Source organism: Gordonia alkaliphila, from assembly GCF_023017165.1.
Lineage (GTDB): Bacteria > Actinomycetota > Actinomycetes > Mycobacteriales > Mycobacteriaceae > Gordonia > Gordonia alkaliphila.
On sequence record NZ_JALKBW010000001.1, the window covers coordinates 3,052,780 to 3,076,882 of the forward strand.

Consider the following 24,103-nt stretch of genomic DNA (forward strand, 5'->3'; position numbering starts at 1 on the left):
CTATCAGCGCAGAACGCGCTGATGAGCGCAGAACACCGAGGAGTCCCCGCCGTGCCCGACCAAGCCGCGCCCGAACGAGTCGCACTACCGGAGTCCTTCCGGGTCCCGGCCGGCACTACCGCGGGCGACGCCATGCGGGAGCTGGACCTGCCCAACAAGGGGCCGCAGGCCGTGGTCGTCGTCGCCGAAACCGACGGGACGCTGCGTGACCTGGCGTGGGCGCCGACCGTCGACACCGACGTCGCGCCGGTGACCGCCGACTCCGAGGCCGGCCGCAGCGTGATCCGGCACTCGGCCGCCCACGTGCTGGCGCAGGCGGTGCAGGCGATCAACCCGGACGCCAAGCTGGGCATCGGCCCGCCCATCAAGGACGGCTTCTACTACGACTTCGACGTCGAGGAGCCGTTCACCCCCGAGGACCTGCGGGCCCTCGAGAAGAAGATGAAGCAGATCATCAAGTCCGGTCAGCGCTTCTCCCGCCGTGTGTACGACAGCAAGGACGCCGCCCGCGCCGAACTGGCCGGCGAGCCGTACAAGCTGGAACTGATCGACGACAAGGGCGCGGCCGACGACGACGAGATCATGGAGGTCGGCGCCGGCGAGCTCACCGCGTACGACAACCTGAATCCGCGCACCGGCGACGTGATCTGGAGCGATCTGTGCCGCGGCCCGCACGTGCCGACCACCAAGTACATTCCGGCGTTCACGCTGACCCGCAGCTCCGCCGCCTACTGGCGCGGCGACCAGAGCCTGGCCGACCTGCAGCGCGTGTACGGCACCGCGTGGGAGTCGACCGAGGCGATGGACGCCTACCTCGACCTGCTCGCCGAGGCCGAGAAGCGCGACCACCGTCGTCTCGGCAGCGAACTCGACCTGTTCAGCTTCCCCGACGCGCTCGGCTCGGGTCTGCCGGTGTTCCACCCCAAGGGCGGCATCATCCGCCGGGAGATGGAGGACTACTCCCGCGAGCAGCACGCCGCCGCCGGGTACGAGTTCGTCAACACGCCGCACCTCACCAAGGGGCAGCTGTTCGAGACGTCCAAGCACCTCGAGTGGTACGCCGACGGCATGTTCCCGCCCATGCACCTGGACGCGGAGTACAACGACGACGGCACCGTACGCAAGCCCGGCCAGGACTACTACGTCAAGCCGATGAACTGCCCGATGCACAACCTCATCTTCAACTCGCGGGGCCGTAGCTACCGCGAGCTGCCGCTGCGGCTGTTCGAATTCGGTTCGGTGTACCGCTACGAGAAGTCCGGCGTGGTGCACGGCCTGACCCGCGCCCGCGGCTTCACCCAGGACGACGCCCACATCTACTGCACGCAGGACCAGGTGGTCGAGGAGCTGGGCACCACGCTCAACTTCGTGCTGCAGTTGCTCAAGGACTACGGCCTCGACGACTTCTACCTGGAGCTGAGCACCAAGGACCCGGAGAAGTACGTCGGCACCGACGAGCTGTGGGAGGAAGCCACCGAGACGCTCCGCACCGTCGCCGAGGACTCCGGCCTGGAGCTGGTGCCCGATCCGGGCGGCGCGGCCTTCTACGGCCCGAAGATCTCGGTGCAGGTCAAGGACGCCCTCGGCCGCACCTGGCAGATGTCGACCATCCAGCTCGACTTCTTCCTGCCGGAGCTGTTCGAGATGGAATACACAGCGTCCGACGGGACCAAGCAGCGCCCGGTGATGATCCACCGCGCCCTGTTCGGCTCCATCGAGCGTTTCTTCGGCGTGCTCACCGAGCACTACGCCGGCGCCTTCCCGGTGTGGCTGGCCCCCGTACAGGTGGTCGGCATCCCGGTGGCCGAGGCCTTCGCGCCGCACCTCGAGTCGGTGGTGCATCGTCTCAAGGGCCGCCGCGTCCGCGCCGAGGTGGACCACTCCGACGACCGCATGCAGAAGAAGATCCGCAACCACACCACCTCCAAGGTGCCGTTCATGCTGTTGGCCGGCGAGCGCGACGTGGAGGCCGGTGCGGTGAGCTTCCGCTTCCGCGACGGCACCCAGCTCAACGGCGTGCCGGTGGACGAGGCCATCGTCGCGATCGACGAGTGGGAGGAGTCGCGCCGCAACGATTCGCCGACCGCCGAGACGATGGGGGCCATGCTCGAGGTGGCCAGGAAGCGCCGATGACCGACCCGCTGCAGCGGTTGTGGACACCGCACCGGATGAGCTACATCACCTCGGCGCCGCCGCCGCGGACCACCGAGGACGGCACACCGCTGACCGGGCATCCGTTCCTGGACATCCCGCTGATGTCCGACGAGGAAGGCCTGATCATCGCCCGCGGCGAGGCGGTCTACGCGGTACTCAACCTGTACCCGTACAACCCGGGCCACACCATGGTGGTGCCGTACCGGCAGGTCGCCGACCTGGAGGAGCTGACGCCCGCCGAATCGGCGGAGCTGATGGGCTTCACGCAGCGCACGATCCGCGCGATCAAGTCGGTGTCGCATCCTAATGCGTTCAACGTGGGGCTCAATCTCGGCTCGGCGGCCGGCGGGTCGCTCTCCGAGCACCTGCATCAGCACATCGTGCCGCGCTGGACCGGTGACGCGAACTTCATCACCGTGGTCGGCGGCACCAAGGTGATCCCGCAGTTGCTGCAGGAGACCCGCGCCCTGCTGGCGCAGGCGTGGACGGCGCTGGGGGAGTCCGAGTGATCAGTTTCAAGGGGCGCATCGTCGTCTCCAAGGTGACCGATCCCATCGGCCGTTTCCTGCTCCGCATGGGGCTCACCCCGGACGCGATGACCATCCTCGGCACCGTGGTGACGGTCGCCGCCGCGATCGGTCTGTTCTCGCAGGGCCACCTGTTCATCGGTGCGCTGGTCTGCTGGGCGTTCGTCATGGTCGACATGATCGACGGTGCCATGGCCCGCGCGCGCGGCGGCGGCACCCGCTTCGGCTCGGTGCTCGACGCCACCTGCGACCGCATTGCCGACGGCGCGATCTTCGGCGCCCTGGCCTACTGGGCCGCCGTGGCCGAGCCGCATTCGTGGCTGCTGGTCGCCACCCTGATCTGCCTGGTCACCTCGCAGGTGATCTCCTACGCCAAGGCGCGCGCCGAGGCGGCCGGCCTGCAGGGCGACGGCGGCCTGATCGAGCGGCCCGAACGCCTCATCATCGTGCTGGTCGGCGCCGGGTTCACCGACATGCCCGGACTGCACCTGTCCTGGGCGATCCATGTCGCGATGTGGGTGCTCGCCGTCGCCAGCGTGATCACCGTCGGCCAACGCATGTGGTCGATCTACACCTCGCCCGGCGCTCGTGAACTCATCCCGATGGCGCCGCCGGCAGACGACGCCGAGGCGGCCTCGTGACCAGTTGGCAGGAGCGGATCGCCGACCTCGGCTACCGCGCGGGCTGGGCCGCGGTCCGGCACGCGCCGGAGTCGGTGGCGCGCAAGAGCTTCGACCTCGTCGGGACGCTCGCTGCGCGCGGCGGCGGCCCCGAGCAGCTGCGCAAGAATCTGGCGCGAGTGATCGGCACGACGCCCGAGCAGGTGCCGGACGCGCTGGTGGAGCAGTCGCTGCAGTCGTACGCGCGGTACTGGCGCGAGGCGTTCCGGCTGCCGAGCACCGATCCGGCGGACATCGTCGCCACGACGTACCTGTCGCCGGAGGACACCGCGCTGGTCGTCGAACTCGTCGACGCCGGCCGCGGCCTGATCTTCGCGCTGCCGCATTCGGGGAACTGGGACACCTGCGGCGTGTGGCTGGTGGCCCACCACGGCCAGTTCTCCACGGTCGCCGAACGCCTCAAGCCCGAGTCGCTGTTCAACCAGTTCGTGCAGTACCGCGAATCCCTCGGCTTCGAGGTGTTCCCGCTGACCGGCGGCGAGCAGCCGCCGTTCGAGATCCTCGCGCAGCGACTGCGCGCCGGCGGCGTGGTCTGCCTGATGGGCGACCGCGACCTGTCCGACCACGGCGTGCCCGTCACCTTCTTCGGTGAACGCACCCGCATTCCCGCGGGCCCGGCCAAACTCGCGATCTCCACCGGCGCCGCACTGGTCGCCGTGCACCACAGCTACCCGGACGCGGACACCTCCCAGATGGTGCTCACGCCTGTCGAGGTGGACGACGACGTCGCCGTCACCACCCAGCGCCTGGCCGATGCCTTCGCTGCCGGGATCGCCACCGCGCCCGCCGACTGGCACATGCTGCAGCCGCTGTGGGAGGCCGACTGGTCGGCCGCCCGCCGGGAGCGCCTGGGATGAAGATCGGGATGATCTGCCCGTACTCGTTCGACGTACCGGGCGGCGTGCAGGCGCATGTCGTGGAACTCGCGGAGGTGTTCATCCGCCGCGGCCACCACGTGCGCGTGCTGGCCCCGGCCGCGCTGGACACCGACCTGCCCGACTACGTCGACTCGGCCGGGCCCGCCCTGGCCATCCCGTACAACGGCTCGGTGTCCCGGGTGAACTTCTCGCCCAAGGGCCTGCGCCGACTGCGTCGCTGGCTGGCCGACAACGAGTTCGACGTCCTGCACGTGCACGAGCCGAACTCGCCGAGCCTGTCGATGCTGTCGCTGATGGTCGCGACCGGACCCATCGTCACCACCTTTCACACCGCCACCACCAAATCGCTGTGGCTGTCGTTGTTCGACGGCATGCTCCGCCAGTTCCGCGAACGGATCTCCGGCAAGATCGCGGTCTCCGAACTGGCCCGCCGCTGGCAGATGGAATCCCTCGGCAACGACGCCGTGGAGATCCCCAACGGCATCAACGTGGCCCAGTTCGCGCAGGCGTCGCTGCTCGACGGCTTCCCGCGGCCCGGCCGCACGCTGGTGTTCCTGGGCCGTTTCGACGAGCCCCGCAAGGGCATCGACGTCCTGATGCGCGCACTGCCGCGCATCGTCGAACGCTATCCGGACATCACCGTCCTGGTGGTCGGCGGCGGCGACCGCAAGGCCCTCACCCGACGCGCCGGGGACCTGGCCGGACACCTCGAGTTCCTCGGGATGGTCGACGACCAGACCAAGGCGAGCGCGCTGCGCAGCGCCGACGTCTACGTGGCACCCAACCTCGGCGGCGAGAGCTTCGGCATCGTGCTCGTGGAGGCGATGGCCGCGGGCGCCGCCGTGGTGGCCAGCGATCTGGTGGCCTTCGGTCGCGTCTTGGACGAGGGCTCCGCGGGCACCCTCGTCGAGACCGGCTCGCCCGGTGCCCTCGCCGACGCGGTGATCGGCCTGCTCGACGACGAAGCGGCTCGTCAAGCGCAGATCGAACGCGGCCGCCGACGCGCCGACCTGTACGACTGGTCGCGAGTGGCCGACGAGATCGAGAAGGTCTACGAATCGGTCACGCTGGGCGCCGGTCCCGTGGTGGTCTCGGATTGAGCGGCCCGCGATGACACTCGGAGACTGGGGCCTCGTCGCCGCGGTGGTGCTGGGCGGCGGCGCGCTGATCTGGCTGGGCATTCTGGCTGCCACCCGCGCCACCCGCCTCAACCGCCTGTACGTGCGGGTCGACCTGGCGCGCGCCTCGCTGCTGGCCGCGCTGGACCGCCGGGCCGTCGTCGCCCGGGCCATCGCGTCGACGAGCAGCGATGCGGAGCTGGGCACGGCGCTGGTGGCCGCCGCCGACCGTGCGGAGGACGCCGACACCGCCGACCGCGAGTTCGCCGAGAACACGCTGACCACGGTGCTGGCGCAGACCGACCCCGCGGACCGTCCGTCGGCGCTGACCGCCGAGCTGGCCGACGCCCAGGCGCGGGTGAGCATCGCGCGGCGCTTCTACAACGATTCGGTCCGGGATGCGCGGACGCTGGCCGGGCGCCGGATGGTGCGGATCCTCCGGCTCGGCGGGCACGCACGACCGCCCGACTATTTCGAGATCAGCGAACGAGTGAGTTCGAGCTGACCCACAGCGCGCGTGTCCGAGTGCATCGGCAATAATGTTGCGCACGGCGTGCACTCAGGGAGGTCTGATCTCCCGACCACGTCACCAGAAGGCGGCAGCCCGCCGCAACCGCAGAGTTTCAGGAGTCACTACGTGACGCACCGAGCCCACCACCACCCCGCCACCGGCACCGCGCGCGTGAAGCGCGGAATGGCCGAGATGCTCAAGGGCGGCGTGATCATGGATGTGGTGACGCCGGAGCAGGCCAAGATCGCCGAGGACGCCGGCGCCGTCGCCGTCATGGCGCTCGAGCGCGTGCCCGCCGACATCCGTGCCCAGGGCGGCGTGTCGCGGATGAGCGATCCGGACATGATCGACGGCATCATCGCGCAGGTCTCCATCCCGGTGATGGCCAAGGCCCGCATCGGGCACTTCGTCGAAGCGCAGGTCCTGCAGAGCCTCGGTGTCGACTACATCGACGAGTCCGAGGTGCTGACCCCGGCCGACTACACCAACCACATCGACAAGTGGGCGTTCACCGTGCCTTTCGTCTGCGGCGCCACCAACCTCGGTGAAGCACTGCGACGCATCACCGAAGGCGCGGCGATGATCCGCTCCAAGGGCGAGGCCGGCACCGGCGACGTCTCCAACGCCACCACTCACATGCGCAAGCTGCGCGATCAGATCCGCTGGCTCGGCTCGCTGCCCGAGGACGAGCTCTACGTCGCGGCCAAGGAACTGCAGGCCCCGTACGACCTCGTCGCCGAGGTGGCTCGCGAAGGCAAGCTGCCCGTCACGCTGTTCACCGCCGGCGGCATCGCCACCCCGGCCGACGCCGCGATGATGATGCAGCTGGGTGCCGAGGGTGTGTTCGTCGGTTCGGGAATTTTCAAGTCGGGCAACCCGGAGCAGCGCGCCGCGGCTATCGTCAAGGCGACCACGTTCTACGACGACCCCGATGTGCTGGCTCAGGTCTCGCGCGGGCTCGGCGAAGCGATGGTCGGCATCAATGTCGACGAGATTCCGCAGCCGCACCGGTTGGCTGAGCGCGGCTGGTGATCCGCGGATATCGCAGCAGACGGCGTAAAGGGGACGTGTCGATGACCGAAGCGGTGATCCTGCGGGACACCTCGGCCAGTGGTACCGATGAGGTCGACGGCATCCGTCTGGACTGGGCGGTGGCCTGCCACGTGGGTCGGGTGCGCCCGGCCAACGAGGACGCGGCGGTCGCCTTACCCGGTCGCTACCTGCTCGCCGACGGCATGGGCGGACACGAGAGCGGGGAACTCGCCAGCGAGGCGGCCCTCGTGACCCTCGCCGACGCCCCGGTGGGTGTGTCGCTCGCGCAGACCTCCGGTGCGCTCGAGGGCCTGCTGGTGAAGGCTCAGAACCGCATCGGCGCCCTCGAAGGCGACTCTGCGCGACGTGCGGGCACCACCGCCACCGGCGTCGTGCTCGCCACCGAGCACGACGAGCCGCACTGGGTGGCGTTCAACATCGGCGACTCCCGCACCTACCTGATCACCGGCGACCGGCTGCGCAGCGTGAGCGTGGACCACTCACAGGTCCAGGAACTCGTCGACAGCGGTGTCCTCACCCCGGAACAGGCCCGCGTGGACCCGCGTCGCAACGTCATCACGCGCGCCCTCGGCGCCGGAATGACCACGCCGGAGGCCGACTACTTCGCCTTGCGCGCGGTGCCCGGCGACGTGCTGCTGCTGTGCTCGGACGGCCTCAACGGCGAACTCACCGACGACGAGGTGGAGGCCGTGGTGGCCGGGGCCGACGGCGATCTGGCCGTGGCCGCCGAGTCGCTGATCGAGTGTGCGCTGCTCAGCGGCGGGCACGACAACATCACCGTGGTCCTGGTTCGCTTGGCCGCCTGATAGTCCAGACCGATCGACCCCGGGGCGCGTCTGCCCCGGGGTCGACCGCATCCCGCGGGGCTACGGACGCAGCATCGGCACGTCGAGCGCGGTGGCGGGCACGCCGAAGGCATCGACGAGGTCCTCGGCCAGCGGCCGGAGACGCTCGCACAGGTCGTTGACCCCGCGGCGAATGGCCTTGGCGCGCTCCACCGACACGAAGCGGTGCATCAGGAACCAGCCGAGGTCGTCTTCCAGCGTCGAGTAGACGAACAGGTCGCGCACGGTCGCGAGCACCTCGCGCTCGGGGCTGTCGGCGGGCAACTCCTCGACGGCGTGCTGGAACGACTCCAGGGCCAGCCGGTCGATGTGCGCCTGACCGGCCTTGATCAGGTGGTCCTGGGTCTGGGTGAACACCTCGAAGGCATCCGCGTCGTCGTCGGTCGCGCGTCGCAGCCGAGCCGCCACGGTGCGGACCAGGTGGTCCTCGCGGCCGGTCAGCAGCGCGAGCTGCGTCTCCGGGTCGGTGAGATCGCTGTCTTCGGGGGCCTCGTCCGACGAGTCCAGGACCGACTGCAGGATCTGCCGGACCGCGGTCTTCTCCAGCGCGACGTCGCGGGCCATCGAGGCGGCGAAGCGCACCCAGCCGACGGTGTCGAGGTCGTCGACGTCGGCCGCGTAAGCGGTCAGCAGGTCCTTGGCCACCAGCTGGGTCAGCACCAGGTTGTCGCCCTCGAAGGTGGTGAACACGTCCAGGTCGTCGCGGATCAGCGGCAGGCGGTTCTCGGCCATGTACCCGGCGCCGCCGCACGCGGTGCGCGCCTCGATCGCCGCATGCGAGGCCAACGACGAGTGGCCCACCTTGATGGCGGCGGCCCGGGACTCCAGGCGTCGCATCGCGTCGGGGTCGACGGTGTCGGCGGGCACCGACTGCACCTCGTGCAGCTGCGCGGTCACCGCGTTCTGCGCCAGGGCGAAGGCGTAGGCGCGCGCCACCAGCGGCAGCAGACGACGCTGGTGGGTCCGGTAGTCGAGCAGCAGCAGTGCGCCGCCGTCGCCGGGTCCTTCGAACTGGCGCCGGTGCAGGGCGTACTTCACCGCGAGGGTCAGGGCCAGCCGCCCGGCGGCGCCGGCGGACGCGCCGACGGTCACCCGCCCGCGCACCAGCGTGCCCAGCATGGTGAAGAAGCGTCGGTTGTCCGACTCGATCGGGCTGCGGTAGGTGCCGTCGGGGTCGACGTCGGCGTAGCGGTTCAGCAGCGATGTGCGCGGAATGCGGACCTGATCGAAGACGATGCGACCGTTGTCCACACCGGGCAGGCCGCCCTTGTACCCGCAGTCGGACGTGGTGACGCCGGGCAGATCGTGGCCGGCCTCGTCGCGGATGGGGACCACGAAGCAGTGCACACCGTACCCCTGCCGGTCCTGCCCGGGACCGGCGGTGCGCAGCTGCGCGAACACCGCGGCGTAGCGGGCGTGCTCGGCGGCGCCGCCGATGTAGTCCTTGCGTGCCGATGGGGTGGGGGAGTCGATGACGAACTCCTGCGTCGCGGCGTCGTAGGTCGCGGTGGTCTCCAACTGCTGGACGTCCGAGCCGTGGCCGGTCTCGGTCATCGCGAAGCAGCCGAGCACGTCGAGGTCGATGAGGCCGGACAGGTATTCGCGGTGGTGGGCTGCGGTTCCCAGGTTCTCCACGGCGCCGCCGAACAGGCCCCACTGCACGCCGGCCTTCACCATCAGGGAGAGGTCGCCGTAGCCGAGCGTCTCGATCGCGGTGATGGCCGCACCCGGATCGCCGGGGGCGTCGTCGGACGAGAAGCCCTGGGCGGGGAAGCCGAGCGGCACCATGGCGGCCATCGCCTCGAGCATGCGGGCCCGGTAGTCGGCGAGCGGGACGCCGGACTGCGGGACCAGGCCGGCGGCCTGGATATGGTCGCGCACCACCTTGCGGGTGTCGGCCCAGCGGCCGTCGAGAACAGCTTGCAGGGATGCGGACAGGGCGGTGTCGGTGTTCGCAGTCATGGTTTTCAACCTACCCATCCGGAAACGACGGGGGCCGGGTGCGATAATCGAGCGGTGCCGAGTATCGAGGAGATCCTTGCCGTCGAGCGGATCGATGATGACATCTACCGGGGCGGAGTGTTCCCGAGCGGACTGCGGCGCACCTTCGGTGGCCAGGTGGCCGGTCAGGCCCTGATCTCGGCGACCAAGACCGTCGACCCGAACTTCGCCGTGCATTCCCTGCACGGCTACTTCCTGCGCCCGGGCAAGACCGATCGCCCGGCGATGTTCCTCGTCGACCGCATCCGCGACGGACGCTCGTTCATCACCCGGCGCGTCACCGGCGTCCAGGACGGCGAGGCCATCTTCTCGATGTCGGCGTCGTTCCACATCGTGGGCGACGAGGGCATCGAACACCAGGACCGGATGCCGTCGGCGGTGACGCCCGAGGAACTGCCCGACGACGCCCACACCATGAGCGAGGCGCAGCGCAGCCTGTTCGCCGAGTGGGAGAACTTCGATGTCCGGATCGTGCCGCGCGATCAGCTGGTCCCCGTGCCCGGGCTCGCCGCGCAGCAGCGCGTGTGGTTCCGCTACCGCGATCGCCTGCCCGACGACCAGCTGCTGCACGTGTGCACTCTGGCGTACATGAGCGACATGACGCTCCTGGGCTCGTCGAAGACCCCGCACCCGGAGGCGCGGACGCAGACCGCCTCGCTCGATCACGCGATGTGGTTCCTGCGGCCCTTCCGCACCGACGACTGGCTCCTGTACGACCAGACCTCGCCGTCGGCCGGTGCCGGCCGCGCCTTGACGCAGGGCCGGATCTTCGATCGGTCCGGCGCGATGGTGGCCGCGGTGACCCAGGAGGGGCTGACCCGCTCCAACGTGCCCGCCGATCAGGTCTCGATCATGAAGCGCGGCCAGTGACGGCGACCGTCGGTGTCCTGGCGTTGCAGGGTGACGTGCGCGAGCATCTCACCGCTCTGACCTCGTGCGGGGTGCGGGCCGTTCCGGTGCGCCGCGCCGCCGAGCTCGCCGCCGTCGACGGCCTGGTGCTGCCGGGCGGCGAGTCGACCACGATGAGTCGGCTGCTGGGCGTCTTCGACCTGTACGCACCGCTGCGCGCGGCCCTGGCCGACGGGCTGCCCGCGTACGGGTCGTGCGCGGGGATGATCATGCTCGCCTCCCGCATCCTGGACACCCGTGCAGATGCCCGCCACCTCGACGCACTGGACATCACGGTGCGCCGCAACGCTTTCGGCCGCCAGGTGGCCTCGTTCGAGACCGATCTCGCCTTCGCCGGAATCACCGACCGGCCCGACGCCGACCCGATGCGGGCCGTCTTCATCCGGGCACCGTGGGTCGAAGACGTCGGCTCCGGCGTCGACGTGCTGGCCACCGTGCCGACCGGACCTGCGGCGGGGCGTATCGTCGCTGTTCGAGACGGTAACGTGCTCGCCACGTCGTTCCATCCCGAGGTCACCGGCGATCTGCGGGTCCATCAATACTTCGTCGAGATGCTCTAAAGAAAGGCGCACCAACCATGTCTGGGCACTCCAAATGGGCCACTACCAAGCACAAGAAGGCCGTCATCGACGCCAAGCGCGGCAAGATGTTCGCCAAGCTGGTCAAGAACATCGAGGTCGCGGCCCGCACCGGCGGCGGTGACCCGGCCGGCAACCCGACGCTCTACGACGCCATCCAGAAGGCGAAGAAGACGTCGGTCCCCAACGACAACATCGAACGCGCCCGCAAGCGCGGCGCCGGGGAAGAAGCCGGCGGCGCCGACTGGCAGAACATCACCTACGAGGGCTACGGCCCCAACGGCGTGGCGCTGCTGATCGAGTGCCTCACCGACAACCGCAACCGCGCCGCCAGCGAGGTGCGCATCGCGATGACTCGCAACGGCGGCAACATGGCCGACCCGGGTTCGGTGGCCTACCTGTTCACCCGCCGCGGTGTGGTGACGCTGCCCAAGAACGAGCTCGACGAGGACGACGTCCTGATGGCCGTGCTCGACGCCGGCGCCGAAGAGGTCAACGACCTCGGCGACCACTTCGAAGTGGTCTGCGAGCCCACCGACCTGGTGGCCGTGCGCACCGCGCTGCAGGACGCCGGCATCGACTACGACTCGGCGGATCCGGACTTCCGCGCCTCGGTGGAGGTGCCCGTCGACGCCGACGGCGCCCGCAAGGTGCTCAAGTTGATCGACGCACTGGAGGATTCCGACGACGTCCAGGACGTCTACTCCAACGTCGACATCAGCGACGAGGTCCTCGCCGAGCTCGAGAACGACTGACCGCGCCGCTCCCACCGATCGTCGCACCGGTGCGCTACGATATCGAACAGTTGTTCGTCAGTAGCGGAGGTGTGTCGCAGTGCGGGTGATGGGAGTGGACCCCGGACTCACCAGGTGCGGTATCGCCCTGGTGGAGTCCGGCGCCGGTCGCGCGGTGGTGGCCCTGGACGTGGACGTGGTGCGTACCCCCGCGTCGATGGAGCTGCCCGATCGCCTGCTGGCGATCTACGCGGCCGCCCAGCACTGGATGGACACGCATTCGCCCGACGTGGTGGCCGTGGAACGGGTCTTCGCCCAGCGCCAGGTGAGCACCGCGATGGGCACGGCGCAGGCCGCAGGCGTGGTGGCCCTGGCCGCCGCGCAGCGCGGGGTGCCGGTGCGCTTTCACACGCCCAGCGAGGTGAAGGCCGCCGTCACCGGCTCCGGTCGCGCCGACAAGGCGCAGGTCACCATGATGGTGACCCGAATCCTCGGGATGCAGCAGGCGCCGAAGCCGGCCGACGCCGCCGACGCGCTCGCGCTGGCCATCTGCCACTGTTGGCGCGGCCCGGTCAACGACCGGATGGCGGCCGCGGCGGAGCAGGCGAAACTCGCCCAGGAAGCGCATCGGCGGCGGTTGGAGCAGGCGCGACTCGAGCAGGCACGGCTGGCACAAGCACGACAGGAAGCGGTGGGGCAGTGATTTCTTCGGTCTCCGGCGAGATCATCGACATCGCACTCGATCACACGGTGGTCGAGTGCGCGGGCGTCGGCTATCGGGTGCTGGCCACCCCGCCGACCCTGGCCACGCTGCGCCGCGGCGAGCACGTGCGGCTGATGACGGCGATGGTGGTCCGCGAGGACTCGATGACCCTGTACGGCTTCCTCGATCCGGACGCGCGCGAACTGTTCGGCGTGCTGCAGACCGTCACCGGCGTCGGCCCGCGGCTGGCCATGGCCACGCTGGCGGTCCTCGAACCCGACCACCTGCGGCGCGCCCTGGCCGATTCCGACGTGAAAGCCCTGCAATCGGTGCCCGGCATCGGCAAACGGGTGGCCGAACGCCTCGTGGTGGAACTGCGCGACAAGGTCGCCGCACCGGCCGGCGTTCCGGGCGCGCCGACCGGCGCTCCGGCGACGGCCGTCGGCGGCCAGGTGACCGAGGCCCTGATCGGTCTCGGCTTCACCGAGAACGCCGCCGGTCAGGCCGTCGCGAAGGTGTTCGAGGCACAGCCGGACGCCGATGCGCAGACCGCACTGCGCGCTGCGCTGGCCGGACTCGGACGGCGCGGATGAGCGGGGACGGGCTCGACGACGCCGAACTGATGGCCGCCATGGCCGTGCCCGGCGATTCCGAGCTCGACAACAGCCTCCGGCCCAAGGCGCTCGGCGATTTCATCGGCCAGCCGAAGGTGCGCGAGCAGCTCGAACTCGTGCTGCACGCCGCGCGCAACCGCGGCCGCACGCCCGACCACATCCTGCTGTCCGGCCCGCCCGGACTGGGCAAGACGTCGCTGGCGATGATCGTGGCCGCCGAGTTGGGCGCGGCCATCCGCATCACCTCGGGCCCGGCCCTGGAACGCGCCGGCGACCTCGCCGCCATGCTGTCGAACCTGGTCGACGGCGACGTGCTGTTCATCGACGAGATCCACCGCATCGCCCGTCCCGCCGAGGAGATGCTGTACCTGGCGATGGAGGACTTCCGGGTCGACGTGGTGGTCGGCAAGGGGCCGGGCGCCACCTCCATTCCGCTCGATGTGGCACCGTTCACTCTGGTCGGCGCCACCACGCGCTCCGGCGCGCTCACCGGACCGTTGCGCGACCGCTTCGGTTTCACCGCGCACATGGAGTTCTACGAGCCCGAGGAACTGGTCCGCGTGCTGCGCCGGTCGGCGTCGATCCTGGGCATCGCCCTGTCCGACGAGGCCGCGATCGAGGTGGCGCGCCGCTCCCGCGGCACGCCCCGCATCGCGAACCGACTGCTGCGGCGCGTCCGCGACTACGCCGAGGTACGCGGCGACGGCCGGGTGGACCTGGCCGGGGCGCGGGCCGCGCTGGCCGTGTACGACGTCGACGAGCTAGGCCTCGACCGACTCGACCGCGCGGTCCTCGGCGCCCTCGTGCGCGGCTTCGGCGGCGGCCCGGTGGGCGCGTCCACCCTCGCGGTGGCGGTCGGGGAGGAACCGGCCACGGTGGAAGAGGTCTGCGAGCCGTTCCTGGTGCGCGCGGGCATGGTGGCGCGCACCCCGCGCGGCCGCGTGGCCACGGCTGCCGCGTGGGATCACCTCGGTCTCACGCCGCCTCCGGGGGCGTTGCACCCGGCGCTGGGCGTGCGCGCCCGCGACGACGTCGATCCCACGCTGTTCGACAAGGACTGAGCGCGGCCGGACGTCACGGGGCGGACGCCGACCCTGACCACAGGGCCGTGCGCCCGCGCCTGGCACACTGGGGGCATGGACGGACTTTTGCTGCCGCTGATGCTGGCGCTTCTCGTGGTGTTCCTCTTCATCAGCTTCCGCAACCAGAAGAAGCGGACCCAAGCGATGAACGAACTGAAAGCGCAGGCCGTGCCCGGCGCCCGCATCCAGCTGAGCTGCGGCCTCTTCGGCACCGTGCACAGCGACGACGGCGGCGAGTCCGTCGAGGTGGAGATCGCTCCCGGCGTCATCACCACGTGGAACCGCCTGGCCATCCGCGATGTGATCGCCGACGAAGCCCCCGAGTACACGCCCGACGACACCTCCCTCGAGGACATCCCCGGCGTGGAGAAGACCGGCGAGGATCCTGCGGACACGCCGGACACGCCGAACGACCCCGACGCGAAGGACAAGTAGCCCTCGCCATGAGTGCACCGACCCGACGCCCGCTGTGGCAGCCGCTGACAGCTGTCGCGGCTGTCCTGGTGATGGCGCTCACGGTGGTCCTCGTCGTCATCGCCTCGACGGCCGACGACGAGGCCCCGGCTGCCGCCGCGTCCGCGACCAGCGCGGCGCCGAACGGGCAGCCGGAACGCGTCGCGATGCGGCCGGTGGCGCTCGACGGCATGCGGGAGGCCGACCCGGGTGCACAGGGCCCCGGACTGCTCCAAGCGCGCGCCGACGCCGACGAGACCGCACTGGGCAGTCTGCGGTCGCAGATGGCCGACGTGGACTGCGCCGCGGACCGCGGCCCCGCAGCACCCGACGAATACCTGGTGACCTGCGACGAGGACGGCGCGACGGTCTACCTTCTCGAACCCGCCGTGTTCGACGGCTCCGCGGTGCAGTCGGCGGAGGCCGCCCGCACGGCTGCGGGCGCATGGGTGGTGTTGGTGACGTTGACCCCGGACGGTAGTGACGTCTGGGCCGACTACACCGGCCGCAACATCGGTCGCAGCACGGCCCTGGTGCTGGACGCGACGGTGGTCAGCGTGGCCGCGATCAACTCGCAGATCCTCGGGACGACGGAGATCAGCGGCAGTTTCACCGAACAGGAGGCGAAGGCACTGGCCAACGCCTTCACCGGTCGCCGATGACCACGCCGACCGGCCTGTACGACAATCACTCCAACGACAAGTAGGCTTTCCGCTCGTGAGCAATCCCACCCCACGTCCGCGCCGGTCCACGGCGCGCCGCGGAGTACCGCCGTGGCAGCCGTTGACGGCTTTCCTGGTGCTCCTCGGCGTGATCTACGCCCTGGTCTTCTTCACCGGCGGCGGTTCACCGACGCCCAAACTCGGCATTGACCTGCAGGGCGGCACCCGCGTGGTGCTGACCGCCCGCACCGACGACGGCAAGGCGCCGCAGCGCGAACAGCTCGACGTGGCCCGCCAGATCATTGAGAAGCGCGTCGACGGTCTCGGCGTCGGCGGCTCGGAAGTGGTGCTGAACGGCGACAACATCGTCATCACCGTTCCGGGCGACGACGGCAAGCAGGCGCGGGCGCTCGGCCAGACCGCCCGCCTGTTCGTCCGCCCCGTCGTGCCGAACGGCGGTACCGAGCTGGCGCAGAAGCAAGAGGCCAAGCCGGGCACCAAGCCCTCGGAGATGACCCGCGAGCAGCAGTCTGCGGCCATCGACGAGCAGCGGAAGCTGCGCCAGGCCCCCGCCGACGCCAGCGCGGAGCGCCTGCAGGAGCTGCGCGCCCAGATGTCGAAGGTCAACTGCTCGCCGGAGTACGCCGATCCGTTGATCGGTCACGACGACCCGAAGCAGTATCTCGTCGCCTGCTCGGAGGACGGCGAGTACGTGTACTTGCTGGAGCCCATGATCATCGACGGCCGCGACGTCGCCAAAGCGGAGGCCGCGCAGAATCCGGCGGGCCAATGGGTGGTGAACATCGACTACGAGGGCGATGCCCGGCCGACGTGGGCCAAGTACACCACGGAGAATGTGGGTCGACAGACGGCGTTCACGCTGGATACCCGCGTGCTCAGTGCACCCGGCATCAATGTCGCCATCCTGGGCACCACCGAGGTGAGCGGCGATTTCACCCAGCAATCGGCCACCGAACTGGCGAACGCGCTCCGGTACGGTTCGCTCCCGCTGTCGTTCAGCTCGTCGGAGGCGGAGACCGTGTCGGCCACCCTCGGCTGGCAGGCGATGCGCGCGGCGCTCATCGCCGGTCTGATCGGCCTCATCGCGGTGCTGATCTACTCGCTCGCGTACTACCGGATGTTGGGCTTCCTGGCCGCGGGCTCGCTGGTGCTGGCCGGCCTGATGGTCTACGGCATCATGGTGCTGCTCGGCCGCTGGATCGGATTCACCCTCGACCTGGCCGGCATGGCCGGTCTGATCATCGGTATCGGCATGACTGCGGACTCGTTCGTCGTCTACTTCGAACGCATCAAGGATGAGATGCGCGAGGGCCGAAGTTTCCGCTCGGCGGTGCCGCGCGGCTGGGCCAGTGCTCGCCGCACCATCTGGACCGGTAACGCCGTCAGCTTCATCGCCTCCGTGGTGATCTACGTGCTGGCCGTCGGCGAGGTCCGCGGCTTCGCCTTCACCCTCGGCTTGACCACCATCCTCGACGTGCTCGTGGTGTTCCTGGTGACCCATCCGCTGGTCGAGCTGGCGACCCGGTCCGAGTTCCTGTCGCGCCCCAGCATCAACGGCCTCGGCGCGGTCAGCGAGGTGGCCCGCGAGCGGCGCGCCGCCGCGCGCCAGCGCTCCACGAAGGAGTCGGTCCGATGACCCATCAGCAACCCTCGAGTCCGGCCGACCACGTGCCCGACGACCCGACCGTCGACGATGCGGCACCCACCGTCGCCAGCGATGAGTCGTTCGTCGCCGACAAGGAGCGGGGCTTCTTCTCCCGCCTCTACAGCGGTACCGGCGCCTTCGACATCATCGGCAAGCGCCGTAACTGGTACGCGGTGTCTGCGCTGATCCTGTTGATCTGCATCCTGTCGATGATCTTCCGCGGTTTCACCCTCGGCATCGACTTCGAGGGCGGCACCCAGATCTCGCTGCCCAACAAGGCGCCGATGACCACCTCCTCGGTGGACGAGGTGGTGACCGAGGCCCTCGACATCGCTCCGCAGCAGGTGCAGACCGCGGGTAGCGGCCCGTCGTCGACCATCCAGATCCGGATGGAGCACCTCGATCAGCAGCAGACCGCGCGCGTCTCCGAAGGCCTCGCCGAGGCCTTCGCGCCGGCCATCACGGTCAACGACGTCTCCAGCTCCGACGTGAGCAGTACGTGGGGCAACGAGATCACCCGCAAGATGGTGATCGCGCTGGTCGTGTTCCTGGTGGTCGTGTTCATCTACATCACGATCCGCTTCGACCGGGAGATGTCGATCGCGGCGATGGCCTCGCTGTTCTTCGACCTCGTGGTGACCGCCGGCGTCTATTCGCTGGTCGGTTTCGAGGTCACGCCGGCCATGGTGATCGGTCTGCTGACGATTCTGGGCTTCTCGGTCTACGACACGGTGGTGGTCTTCGACAAGGTGGAGGAGAACACGCGCGGCGTGTTCGCCACGCGACGACGGACCTACGCCGAACAGACCAACCTGGCGGTCAACCAGACCTTCATGCGGTCGATCAACACGACCATCATCTCGGTGCTGCCGATCATCGCCCTGATGGTCATCGCGGTCTGGCTCCTCGGCGTCGGCACCCTGAAGGACCTGGCGCTGGTGCAGCTGGTCGGTGTCGTGGTCGGTACGTACTCGTCGATCTACCTCGCGTCGCCGCTGCTGGTGACGTTGAAGGAGCGTCGCAAGGACGTCGCCGAGCACACGCGCAAGGTGCTGGCTCGGCGGGAGCGGAGCGCGGCGTGAGTCGTGCCCGGCGCTGGACTCGGGTCACCGTCGCCGGTCTCACCGCGGTCCTCGCCGCGTCGCTCGCGGCTTGTGGCGACTCCGGTCCCGACCGGGTGAACTACCTGATCGACGCCCGCGTCGACAACTACAACGTCAACACCGTCGACGGATACTCCTCCGGCGCGGTGATGGCGTTGGCCCGCGTGCTGCCCGGGTTCAGCTACCTCGGGCCGGACGGCCAGGTGGTGCCCGATCACGACATCGGATCGGTCACCGTGGAAGAGGGTCCGTCGCTCACGCTGCGGTACACCTTCGCCAAGGACTCGGTCTACTCCGACGGCACCCAGATGACGTGCGACGACATCGCCTTGGCGGCGGCCGCGATGGGCGGCAGGCTGCGCGGTTTCGACGCGGCGACCCACGCCGGATACCGAGACATCGCCCGGGTCGACTGCACGCCGGGGGAGAAGACCGCGCTGGTGACCTTCGCGCGCGGTCGTGACTACGCCCAGTGGCCCGCGCTGTTCGGCGTAGGCACCCTGCTGCCCTCGCACGTGGTGGCCCGGATGGCCGGCGAGGACGACCTCGTGGGGGCGCTCGACTCCCGTGATCAGGACCGGATCGGCAAGATCGCCACGGCCTGGAACACCGGTTTCACCCTGACCCCCGGCCAGGAGATCAACCAGGACGACTTCGTCTCCGCGGGCCCGTACCGCGTGGCGCGATACACCGTCGACGGCGGCCTGGAACTGACCGCGAACGACAAGTGGTGGGCGCAGGCCCCGGTGACCAAGAACGTCACCGTGTGGCCGCGCGGCACCGACGCGGGCAAGGCGGTCGACGAGGGCCGGATCGACGTCGCCGACACCGCCGACCTGAGCGTCGGGGACCGCGTCGCCGGACGGGCCACCGCGGAGCTGGACGGTTCGGAGAACCGCACGGCCGAGCAGGATCCGCGTCCGCTGTCGGTCACCGAACTGGTGCCCGCCGCCCGCGGGGTGATGGCCGATCCGCTGGTGCGCCGCGCCTTCGCGTCGTGCGTGCCCCGCGACCGCCTGGCGCAGCGCTTCGGCGCCAACGGGCTGGTGTGGTCGCTGCGAACGGTGGCCCCCGCCGACTCGCTCAGCGGTGCCCTGAACGAACAGTTCGCCCGCCGCTACCCGCGTGCGGACGTGCGTCGGGCCCGCACCCTGCTCGCCCCGCGTCCCACCGACGAGAACGGGCGGCGGCCGAAGGTGAACATCCGCCTCGGCTACGTGGGTCCGGACCCGGTGGCTGCGGCCGTGGTGGCCGACATCAGCGGGTCGTGCAGCGCTGCGAACATCACCGTGACCGACGCGGCCTCGCCGGAGGTGACCCCGGGCGACCTCGGTCGGTCGGTGGACGTGCTCCTCACCAACGGGCCCACCGGCAGTGCCGCCGCGGGCACGGCCTCCGGTTTCCCGGACGCCTTCGCGCTCTTCCGCGGCGATCCGCTGAACCTGTCCGGGTTCGACGATGCGCGGGCCGCCGGCGCCATCAACGACCTGTCGTTGACCGACGTCGGCAGCACCCGGCTCCCGCTGATCCGCACGGTGGAGACAGCGGCGTGGGACCGGTTGGCCTCGATCCCGCTCTACGGCACCGTCCGGGCCCGGGAACACACTCCGCAGGTCGCACGCGTGGTGCCCGGCCTGGCCCGCACCGGCACCGGCTGGAACATGGATCGATGGGAACTGACGTGACCGACTCGTGGGATTCGGCAGCCGTGCTGCGCGCGCAGGCGGCGATCGATCGGCATGCCCGGCTTGTCGCGGACTTTCCGTCGCCGGGTATCAGTTTCAAGGACCTCACCCCGGTGCTGGCCGACGCCGACGGAATGGACGCGGTGGTGGGAGCACTCGCCGAGCACTGCGCCGGGGCCGACCTGATCGCCGGCGTCGACGCGCGCGGCTTCCTGCTGGGCGGTGCGATCGCCCGCGAGTTGGGTGTCGGGCTGGTGGCCGTGCGCAAGGGCGGCAAGCTGCCGCCGCCGGTGGTCGGCATCGACTACGAGCTGGAATACGGCAGTGCCCGCCTGGAACTGCCCGCCGAGGGCATCGCCTTCGCGGGACGGTCGGTGGCCGTCGTCGACGACGTCTTGGCCACCGGCGGCACGCTGCTGGCCGCCGCCCGTCTGCTGCGTCAGATGGAGGCTCGGGTGCACGGGCTCGCCGTGGTCATGGAGCTGGCCGAACTCGACGGGCGCGGCACCCTGTCGGCCGGTTTGGGGACGGACGTACCGGTGTGGGGACTCTGCACCGGGTGACCCGAGTGCAGCGGATAAGCTCGCTGCATGAGTGAAGCGGACACCGGTCGCCGGCCCGAGGACTCCGGGGCGGCACCGCTGAGTTCCCGTCGGGTGCGTGCGCGTCTGGCACGCCGCATGACCGCCGGCCCACGGAGTCCGATCGACCCGGTGCTGGAGCCGTTGGCGGCGCTGCACCGCGAGGTGTACCCCAAGGCCGACGTCTCGGTGCTGCAACGCGCCTACGACGTCGCCGCCGTCCACCACGAAGGACAGTTCCGTAAGTCGGGCGACCCCTACATCACCCACCCCCTGGCGGTGGCGACCATCCTCGCCGACCTCGGGATGGACACCATCACCCTCGTCGCCGCCCTGCTGCACGACACCGTCGAAGACACCGGTTACGCCCTGGAACAGCTTGACGCCGACTTCGGCTCCGAGGTGGCCCACCTGGTGGACGGGGTCACCAAGCTCGACAAGGTGGCGCTGGGCAGCGCCGCCGAGGGCGAGACGATCCGCAAGATGATCATCGCCATGGCGCGCGACCCACGGGTCCTCGTGATCAAGGTGGCCGATCGCCTGCACAACATGCGCACCATGCGTTTCCTGCCGCCGGAGAAGCAGGCGCGGAAGGCGCGCGAGACCCTGGAGGTCATCGCACCGCTGGCGCACCGGCTGGGCATGGCCACGGTGAAGTGGGAGTTGGAGGATCTCTCGTTCGCGATCCTGCACCCCAAGCGCTACGAGGAGATCGTCCGCCTGGTGGCCGACCGCGCGCCCAGTCGCGACACCTACCTCGCGCGGGTGCGCAGCGACCTGAACAACGCGCTCGCCGCGTCGCGCATTCAGGCCACCGTGGAAGGGCGCCCGAAGCACTACTGGTCGATCTATCAGAAGATGATCGTCAAGGGCCGCGACTTCGACGACATTCACGACCTGGTCGGCATGCGCATCCTGTGCGACGAGGTGAAGGACTGCTACGCCGCGGTCGGCGTGGTGCATTCGCTCTGGCATCCGATGGCCGGCCGATTCAAGGACTACATCGCCCAGCCCAGCTACGGCGTCTACCAGTCGCTGCACACCACGGTCATCGGCCCGGAAGGAAAGCCGCTGGAGGTGCAGATCCGGACCGACGAGATGCACCGCACCGCCGAGTTCGGCATCGCCGCGCACTGGCGGTACAAGGAAGGCCGAAAAGGCAAGGGGCGCAAGGGAACCGACACCGCCGACGTCGACGACATGGCCTGGATGCGGCAGCTGCTCGACTGGCAGCGGGAGGCCGCGGACCCGGGGGAGTTCCTCGAGTCGCTGCGCTACGACCTGGCGGTCAAAGAGATCTTCGTGTTCACCCCGAAGGGCGACGTGGTGACGCTGCCCGCGGGTTCCACGCCGGTGGACTTCGCCTACGCGGTCCATACCGAGGTGGGCCATCGCTGCATCGGCGCCCGCGTCAACGGGCGTCTGGTGGCACTGGAACGGCCGCTGGAGAACGGCGAAGTGATCGAGGTGTTCACCGCCAAGGACGAGAACGCCGGTCCGAGCAAGGACTGGCAGAGCTTCGTCGTCTCCCCGCGCGCCAAGGCCAAGATCCGGCAGTGGTTCGCCAAGGAACGGCGGGAGGAGGCGCTCGAAGCCGGTAAGGACGCCATTGTCAAGGAGGTGCGACGCGGGGGACTGCCCCTGCAGCGCCTGCTGTCGGCGGAGTCGGTCAACACCGTCGCCAAAGAACTCGGTTACGCCGACGTCGAGACGCTGTACACCGCGGTCGGCGAGCACAATCTCACCGCCGGCCGCGTGGTGCACCGTCTCGTCAGCGCCCTGGGCGGGGTCGAGCGCGCCGAGGAGGAGCTCGCCGCGCGGGCCACCCCGTCGACCGTCGCGCGCGAGGGACGCTCACGGACCGGCGACGTGGGCGTGGTGGTCGAGGGCGTCGACAACATCCTCATCAAGCTGGCCAAGTGCTGCACACCGGTGCCGGGTGACGAGATCCTCGGCTTCGTGACGCGCGGCGGCGGAGTGAGCGTGCACCGCAACGACTGCACCAATGCCGCCGCGCTGCGCGCGCAGGAGGAGCGGCTGGTGCCGGTCCACTGGGCGCCCAGTCCGTCGTCGGTCTTCCTGGTCGCCATCCAGGTGGAGGCCCTCGATCGTCACCGCCTGCTGTCGGACATCACCCGTGTCCTCGCCGACGAGCGGGTCAACATCCTCTCGGCCAGCGTCCAGACCGGCCGCGATCGGGTGGCGATCAGCAAGTTCACCTTCGAGATGGGCGACCCCAAGCACCTCGGCCACGTGCTGAACGTGGTGCGGAACGTGGAGGGCGTATACGACGTCTACCGCGTCACCTCCGCGGCCTGAGACCGCCGACCCTCGGACGCCAGAAACAGCCGGAAACCAGAACAGCCGGGCCCCGCGAACGGGGCCCGGCTGTGTCGGCGTGTCAGGTGGGATCAGTCCTCGCGGACGCCCACACCGGTGACGACCACCTCGGTCTTGGGCACACCGGACTGCAGTTCCTCGCCCGGCTTCGGGGTGTAGGTTCCCGGCGCCGGCGCGATGCCGTTCTCGGTGATCTTGTCGAGCACGCCGAGGCTGCCTTCGTCGACCGAACCGATCACCGTGTAGTTGGGCAGCAGCGGGCTGTCCTTGAGGAAGAAGTACAGGCTGCCGGCACCGGTGTTGGCCACCGGCTGCTGCATCTGCATCGGGTTGCCCGGGGTATTGACGTTGAACACCGCCACCGTGCCGCGCGGGTAGACCACCGACTGCTGCGACGGATCCAGCGGGCTGGGCTCGCCGACCGGCTTCAGGTTCGTCGGCACCTCGTCGGGCATGGTCCAGCCCGGGTTGCCGCCGGCCCAACCGCCGGAGGTGCCCGCGGTGCCGGTCGGGTCGCCGCACAGGATGGCGCCGGCGTCCTTGGTGATGGTGATGCCGTGGCACGGCACGTCGTCGTAGTAACCGTCCTGCGCCAGCGAGATCACGCCGTTGACGTTGCAGGGGCCGTCCGCACGATTCAACGTGGTCGCGATCTTGCCGACCGACGTGTCGAAGGTCACCTGCACGGTGCCTTCCTTGAGCGGATCGTTCTGCGGGGTGGGCGAAGTGCGTTGCTGCTTCTCGCCCTGCTTGTACATGTCGAGGAGTTCCTGCATCTGCTTCTTCGACTCGTCCGGCACGTTGGCGGGCAGAGCGTCGGGCAGGGTTTCGAACGGATCGGCGGCCTCGTTGTAGGTGCAGATCACACGGCGGCTGTCGTCCCAGGCGCGGTAGATGAAGAAGCCGCCCACCGCCGCGGCGACCAGCACCACTACGCCGGCGGCCGAGCCCAGCATGAGCCGACGACGACGCACCTGCTGCTGCTCGGCTTCCAATCGCTGTTCCAGCTTGCGCTTCGCGGCTTCGCGGCGCTCCTCATTGCTCGTCACGCGGGGGAATCCTCCTGGTGGTCTGCCGACGTGCACACCACGACGGCCCATCGGCGCCCCATGCTATCGCAGGAACGTCGGTGGGCCGGGGGCTGGCACGCCGATGACGGGGTTCCGACCGGTTCCTGAGACAATGGAGCCTCCCTGAGACAATGGGAGTGCCGCCGACCCGCCCCG

The 24,103-nt window shown here is 69.8% G+C and carries 23 protein-coding genes; 21 read left to right on the top strand and 2 right to left on the bottom strand.

All coding sequences use genetic code 11. The features are described 5' to 3' along the window. Window positions 1–21: 21 nt before the first annotated feature. From thrS to MUG78_RS13960, 8 genes are all read left to right on the top strand, one after another. The gene (gene thrS / locus MUG78_RS13925; protein WP_246995735.1) at window positions 22–2,133 is read left to right on the top strand and encodes a threonine--tRNA ligase; all 2,112 of its coding nucleotides are present in this window, start codon (window positions 22–24) and stop codon (window positions 2,131–2,133) included. Next, the gene (locus tag MUG78_RS13930) at window positions 2,130–2,663 is read left to right on the top strand and encodes an ATP adenylyltransferase (RefSeq protein ID WP_246995737.1); all 534 of its coding nucleotides are present in this window, start codon (window positions 2,130–2,132) and stop codon (window positions 2,661–2,663) included. The genes thrS and MUG78_RS13930 overlap by 4 nt, the downstream gene beginning before the upstream one ends. Next, window positions 2,660–3,322 carry a phosphatidylinositol phosphate synthase gene (gene pgsA, locus MUG78_RS13935; protein WP_246995739.1) on the top strand — a complete coding sequence of 221 codons (663 nt, stop codon included), beginning with the start codon at window positions 2,660–2,662 and terminating at the stop codon, window positions 3,320–3,322. The genes MUG78_RS13930 and pgsA overlap by 4 nt, the downstream gene beginning before the upstream one ends. Further along, complete coding sequence (locus MUG78_RS13940; RefSeq protein ID WP_246995741.1) at window positions 3,319–4,218, top strand: phosphatidylinositol mannoside acyltransferase; 900 nt, start codon at window positions 3,319–3,321, stop codon at window positions 4,216–4,218. The genes pgsA and MUG78_RS13940 overlap by 4 nt, the downstream gene beginning before the upstream one ends. After that, window positions 4,215–5,339: a glycosyltransferase family 4 protein gene (locus tag MUG78_RS13945; RefSeq protein ID WP_246995743.1), complete on the top strand. Its 1,125-nt coding sequence runs from the start codon at window positions 4,215–4,217 to the stop codon at window positions 5,337–5,339. The genes MUG78_RS13940 and MUG78_RS13945 overlap by 4 nt, the downstream gene beginning before the upstream one ends. 10 nt (window positions 5,340–5,349) lie before the next feature. Further along, complete coding sequence (locus MUG78_RS13950) at window positions 5,350–5,862, top strand: LemA family protein (protein WP_246995746.1); 513 nt, start codon at window positions 5,350–5,352, stop codon at window positions 5,860–5,862. Window positions 5,863–5,994: 132 nt separating this feature from the next. Further along, window positions 5,995–6,900 (top strand): pyridoxal 5'-phosphate synthase lyase subunit PdxS, encoded by a 906-nt coding sequence (pdxS, locus tag MUG78_RS13955; RefSeq protein WP_308221365.1) that lies wholly within the window; start codon window positions 5,995–5,997, stop codon window positions 6,898–6,900. 41 nt (window positions 6,901–6,941) lie between these two features. Beyond that, a complete protein-coding gene (locus tag MUG78_RS13960) occupies window positions 6,942–7,727 on the top strand; it encodes a PP2C family protein-serine/threonine phosphatase (RefSeq protein ID WP_246995747.1) in 786 nt (261 codons plus the stop codon). 60 nt (window positions 7,728–7,787) lie between these two features. Here the strand turns inward: MUG78_RS13960 and MUG78_RS13965 are convergent, their stop codons facing one another. Further along, on the bottom strand, window positions 7,788–9,728 hold the full coding sequence (locus MUG78_RS13965; RefSeq protein ID WP_246995749.1) for an acyl-CoA dehydrogenase family protein: 1,941 nt from the start codon (window positions 9,726–9,728) through the stop codon (window positions 7,788–7,790). A 54-nt stretch (window positions 9,729–9,782) separates the two neighbouring features. On the opposite strand from MUG78_RS13965, the gene MUG78_RS13970 reads away from it, so the two are divergent. The 13 genes from MUG78_RS13970 (at window position 9,783) to MUG78_RS14030 (ending at window position 22,856) form a co-directional block, all read left to right on the top strand. Further along, window positions 9,783–10,637, top strand: coding sequence for an acyl-CoA thioesterase (locus MUG78_RS13970; protein WP_246995751.1), 855 nt, complete (start codon window positions 9,783–9,785; stop codon window positions 10,635–10,637). Then, window positions 10,634–11,236 carry a pyridoxal 5'-phosphate synthase glutaminase subunit PdxT gene (pdxT, locus tag MUG78_RS13975; RefSeq protein WP_246995753.1) on the top strand — a complete coding sequence of 201 codons (603 nt, stop codon included), beginning with the start codon at window positions 10,634–10,636 and terminating at the stop codon, window positions 11,234–11,236. The genes MUG78_RS13970 and pdxT overlap by 4 nt, the downstream gene beginning before the upstream one ends. Before the next feature lie 17 nt (window positions 11,237–11,253). Continuing rightward, window positions 11,254–12,009, top strand: a complete 756-nt coding sequence (locus MUG78_RS13980; protein WP_246995755.1) for a YebC/PmpR family DNA-binding transcriptional regulator — start codon at window positions 11,254–11,256, stop codon at window positions 12,007–12,009. Between the two features lie 79 nt (window positions 12,010–12,088). After that, window positions 12,089–12,691: a crossover junction endodeoxyribonuclease RuvC gene (ruvC, locus tag MUG78_RS13985; protein ID WP_246995757.1), complete on the top strand. Its 603-nt coding sequence runs from the start codon at window positions 12,089–12,091 to the stop codon at window positions 12,689–12,691. After that, window positions 12,688–13,284, top strand: coding sequence for a Holliday junction branch migration protein RuvA (ruvA, locus tag MUG78_RS13990; RefSeq protein WP_246995759.1), 597 nt, complete (start codon window positions 12,688–12,690; stop codon window positions 13,282–13,284). The genes ruvC and ruvA overlap by 4 nt, the downstream gene beginning before the upstream one ends. After that, the gene (gene ruvB, locus MUG78_RS13995) at window positions 13,281–14,366 is read left to right on the top strand and encodes a Holliday junction branch migration DNA helicase RuvB (protein WP_246995761.1); all 1,086 of its coding nucleotides are present in this window, start codon (window positions 13,281–13,283) and stop codon (window positions 14,364–14,366) included. The genes ruvA and ruvB overlap by 4 nt, the downstream gene beginning before the upstream one ends. 75 nt (window positions 14,367–14,441) lie before the next feature. After that, a complete protein-coding gene (yajC, locus tag MUG78_RS14000) occupies window positions 14,442–14,822 on the top strand; it encodes a preprotein translocase subunit YajC (RefSeq protein ID WP_246995763.1) in 381 nt (126 codons plus the stop codon). 8 nt (window positions 14,823–14,830) lie between these two features. Continuing rightward, window positions 14,831–15,502, top strand: a complete 672-nt coding sequence (locus tag MUG78_RS14005; RefSeq protein WP_246995765.1) for a SecDF P1 head subdomain-containing protein — start codon at window positions 14,831–14,833, stop codon at window positions 15,500–15,502. A 55-nt stretch (window positions 15,503–15,557) separates the two neighbouring features. Further along, entirely contained in the window at window positions 15,558–17,159 is a 1,602-nt protein-coding gene (gene secD, locus MUG78_RS14010) for a protein translocase subunit SecD (protein WP_246995767.1), read from the top strand. After that, window positions 17,156–18,250, top strand: coding sequence for a protein translocase subunit SecF (gene secF / locus MUG78_RS14015; protein ID WP_246995769.1), 1,095 nt, complete (start codon window positions 17,156–17,158; stop codon window positions 18,248–18,250). The genes secD and secF overlap by 4 nt, the downstream gene beginning before the upstream one ends. Further along, entirely contained in the window at window positions 18,247–19,956 is a 1,710-nt protein-coding gene (locus MUG78_RS14020) for an ABC transporter substrate-binding protein (protein WP_246995771.1), read from the top strand. The genes secF and MUG78_RS14020 overlap by 4 nt, the downstream gene beginning before the upstream one ends. Further along, the gene (locus MUG78_RS14025) at window positions 19,941–20,519 is read left to right on the top strand and encodes an adenine phosphoribosyltransferase (RefSeq protein ID WP_246995773.1); all 579 of its coding nucleotides are present in this window, start codon (window positions 19,941–19,943) and stop codon (window positions 20,517–20,519) included. The genes MUG78_RS14020 and MUG78_RS14025 overlap by 16 nt, the downstream gene beginning before the upstream one ends. 27 nt (window positions 20,520–20,546) lie before the next feature. After that, complete coding sequence (locus MUG78_RS14030; protein WP_246995775.1) at window positions 20,547–22,856, top strand: RelA/SpoT family protein; 2,310 nt, start codon at window positions 20,547–20,549, stop codon at window positions 22,854–22,856. A gap of 92 nt (window positions 22,857–22,948) precedes the next feature. On the opposite strand, the gene MUG78_RS14035 is transcribed toward MUG78_RS14030, so the two are convergent. Beyond that, window positions 22,949–23,926 (bottom strand): peptidylprolyl isomerase, encoded by a 978-nt coding sequence (locus MUG78_RS14035; protein WP_246995777.1) that lies wholly within the window; start codon window positions 23,924–23,926, stop codon window positions 22,949–22,951. Window positions 23,927–24,103 lie beyond the last annotated feature (177 nt).

Bases quoted from the DNA above. Each gene is read 5' to 3' on its own strand.
- thrS (WP_246995735.1), top strand. From the start codon at position 22: ATGAGCGCAGAACACCGAGGAGTCCCCGCCGTGCCCGACCAAGCCGCG.
- MUG78_RS13930 (WP_246995737.1), top strand. From the start codon at position 2,130: ATGACCGACCCGCTGCAGCGGTTGTGGACACCGCACCGGATGAGCTAC.
- MUG78_RS13945 (WP_246995743.1), top strand. From the start codon at position 4,215: ATGAAGATCGGGATGATCTGCCCGTACTCGTTCGACGTACCGGGCGGC.
- MUG78_RS13950 (WP_246995746.1), top strand. From the start codon at position 5,350: ATGACACTCGGAGACTGGGGCCTCGTCGCCGCGGTGGTGCTGGGCGGC.
- MUG78_RS13960 (WP_246995747.1), top strand. From the start codon at position 6,942: ATGACCGAAGCGGTGATCCTGCGGGACACCTCGGCCAGTGGTACCGAT.
- MUG78_RS13965 (WP_246995749.1), bottom strand. From the start codon at position 9,728: ATGACTGCGAACACCGACACCGCCCTGTCCGCATCCCTGCAAGCTGTT.
- MUG78_RS13980 (WP_246995755.1), top strand. From the start codon at position 11,254: ATGTCTGGGCACTCCAAATGGGCCACTACCAAGCACAAGAAGGCCGTC.
- ruvB (WP_246995761.1), top strand. From the start codon at position 13,281: ATGAGCGGGGACGGGCTCGACGACGCCGAACTGATGGCCGCCATGGCC.
- yajC (WP_246995763.1), top strand. From the start codon at position 14,442: ATGGACGGACTTTTGCTGCCGCTGATGCTGGCGCTTCTCGTGGTGTTC.
- MUG78_RS14005 (WP_246995765.1), top strand. From the start codon at position 14,831: ATGAGTGCACCGACCCGACGCCCGCTGTGGCAGCCGCTGACAGCTGTC.
- secF (WP_246995769.1), top strand. From the start codon at position 17,156: ATGACCCATCAGCAACCCTCGAGTCCGGCCGACCACGTGCCCGACGAC.
- MUG78_RS14025 (WP_246995773.1), top strand. From the start codon at position 19,941: ATGGGAACTGACGTGACCGACTCGTGGGATTCGGCAGCCGTGCTGCGC.
- MUG78_RS14030 (WP_246995775.1), top strand. From the start codon at position 20,547: ATGAGTGAAGCGGACACCGGTCGCCGGCCCGAGGACTCCGGGGCGGCA.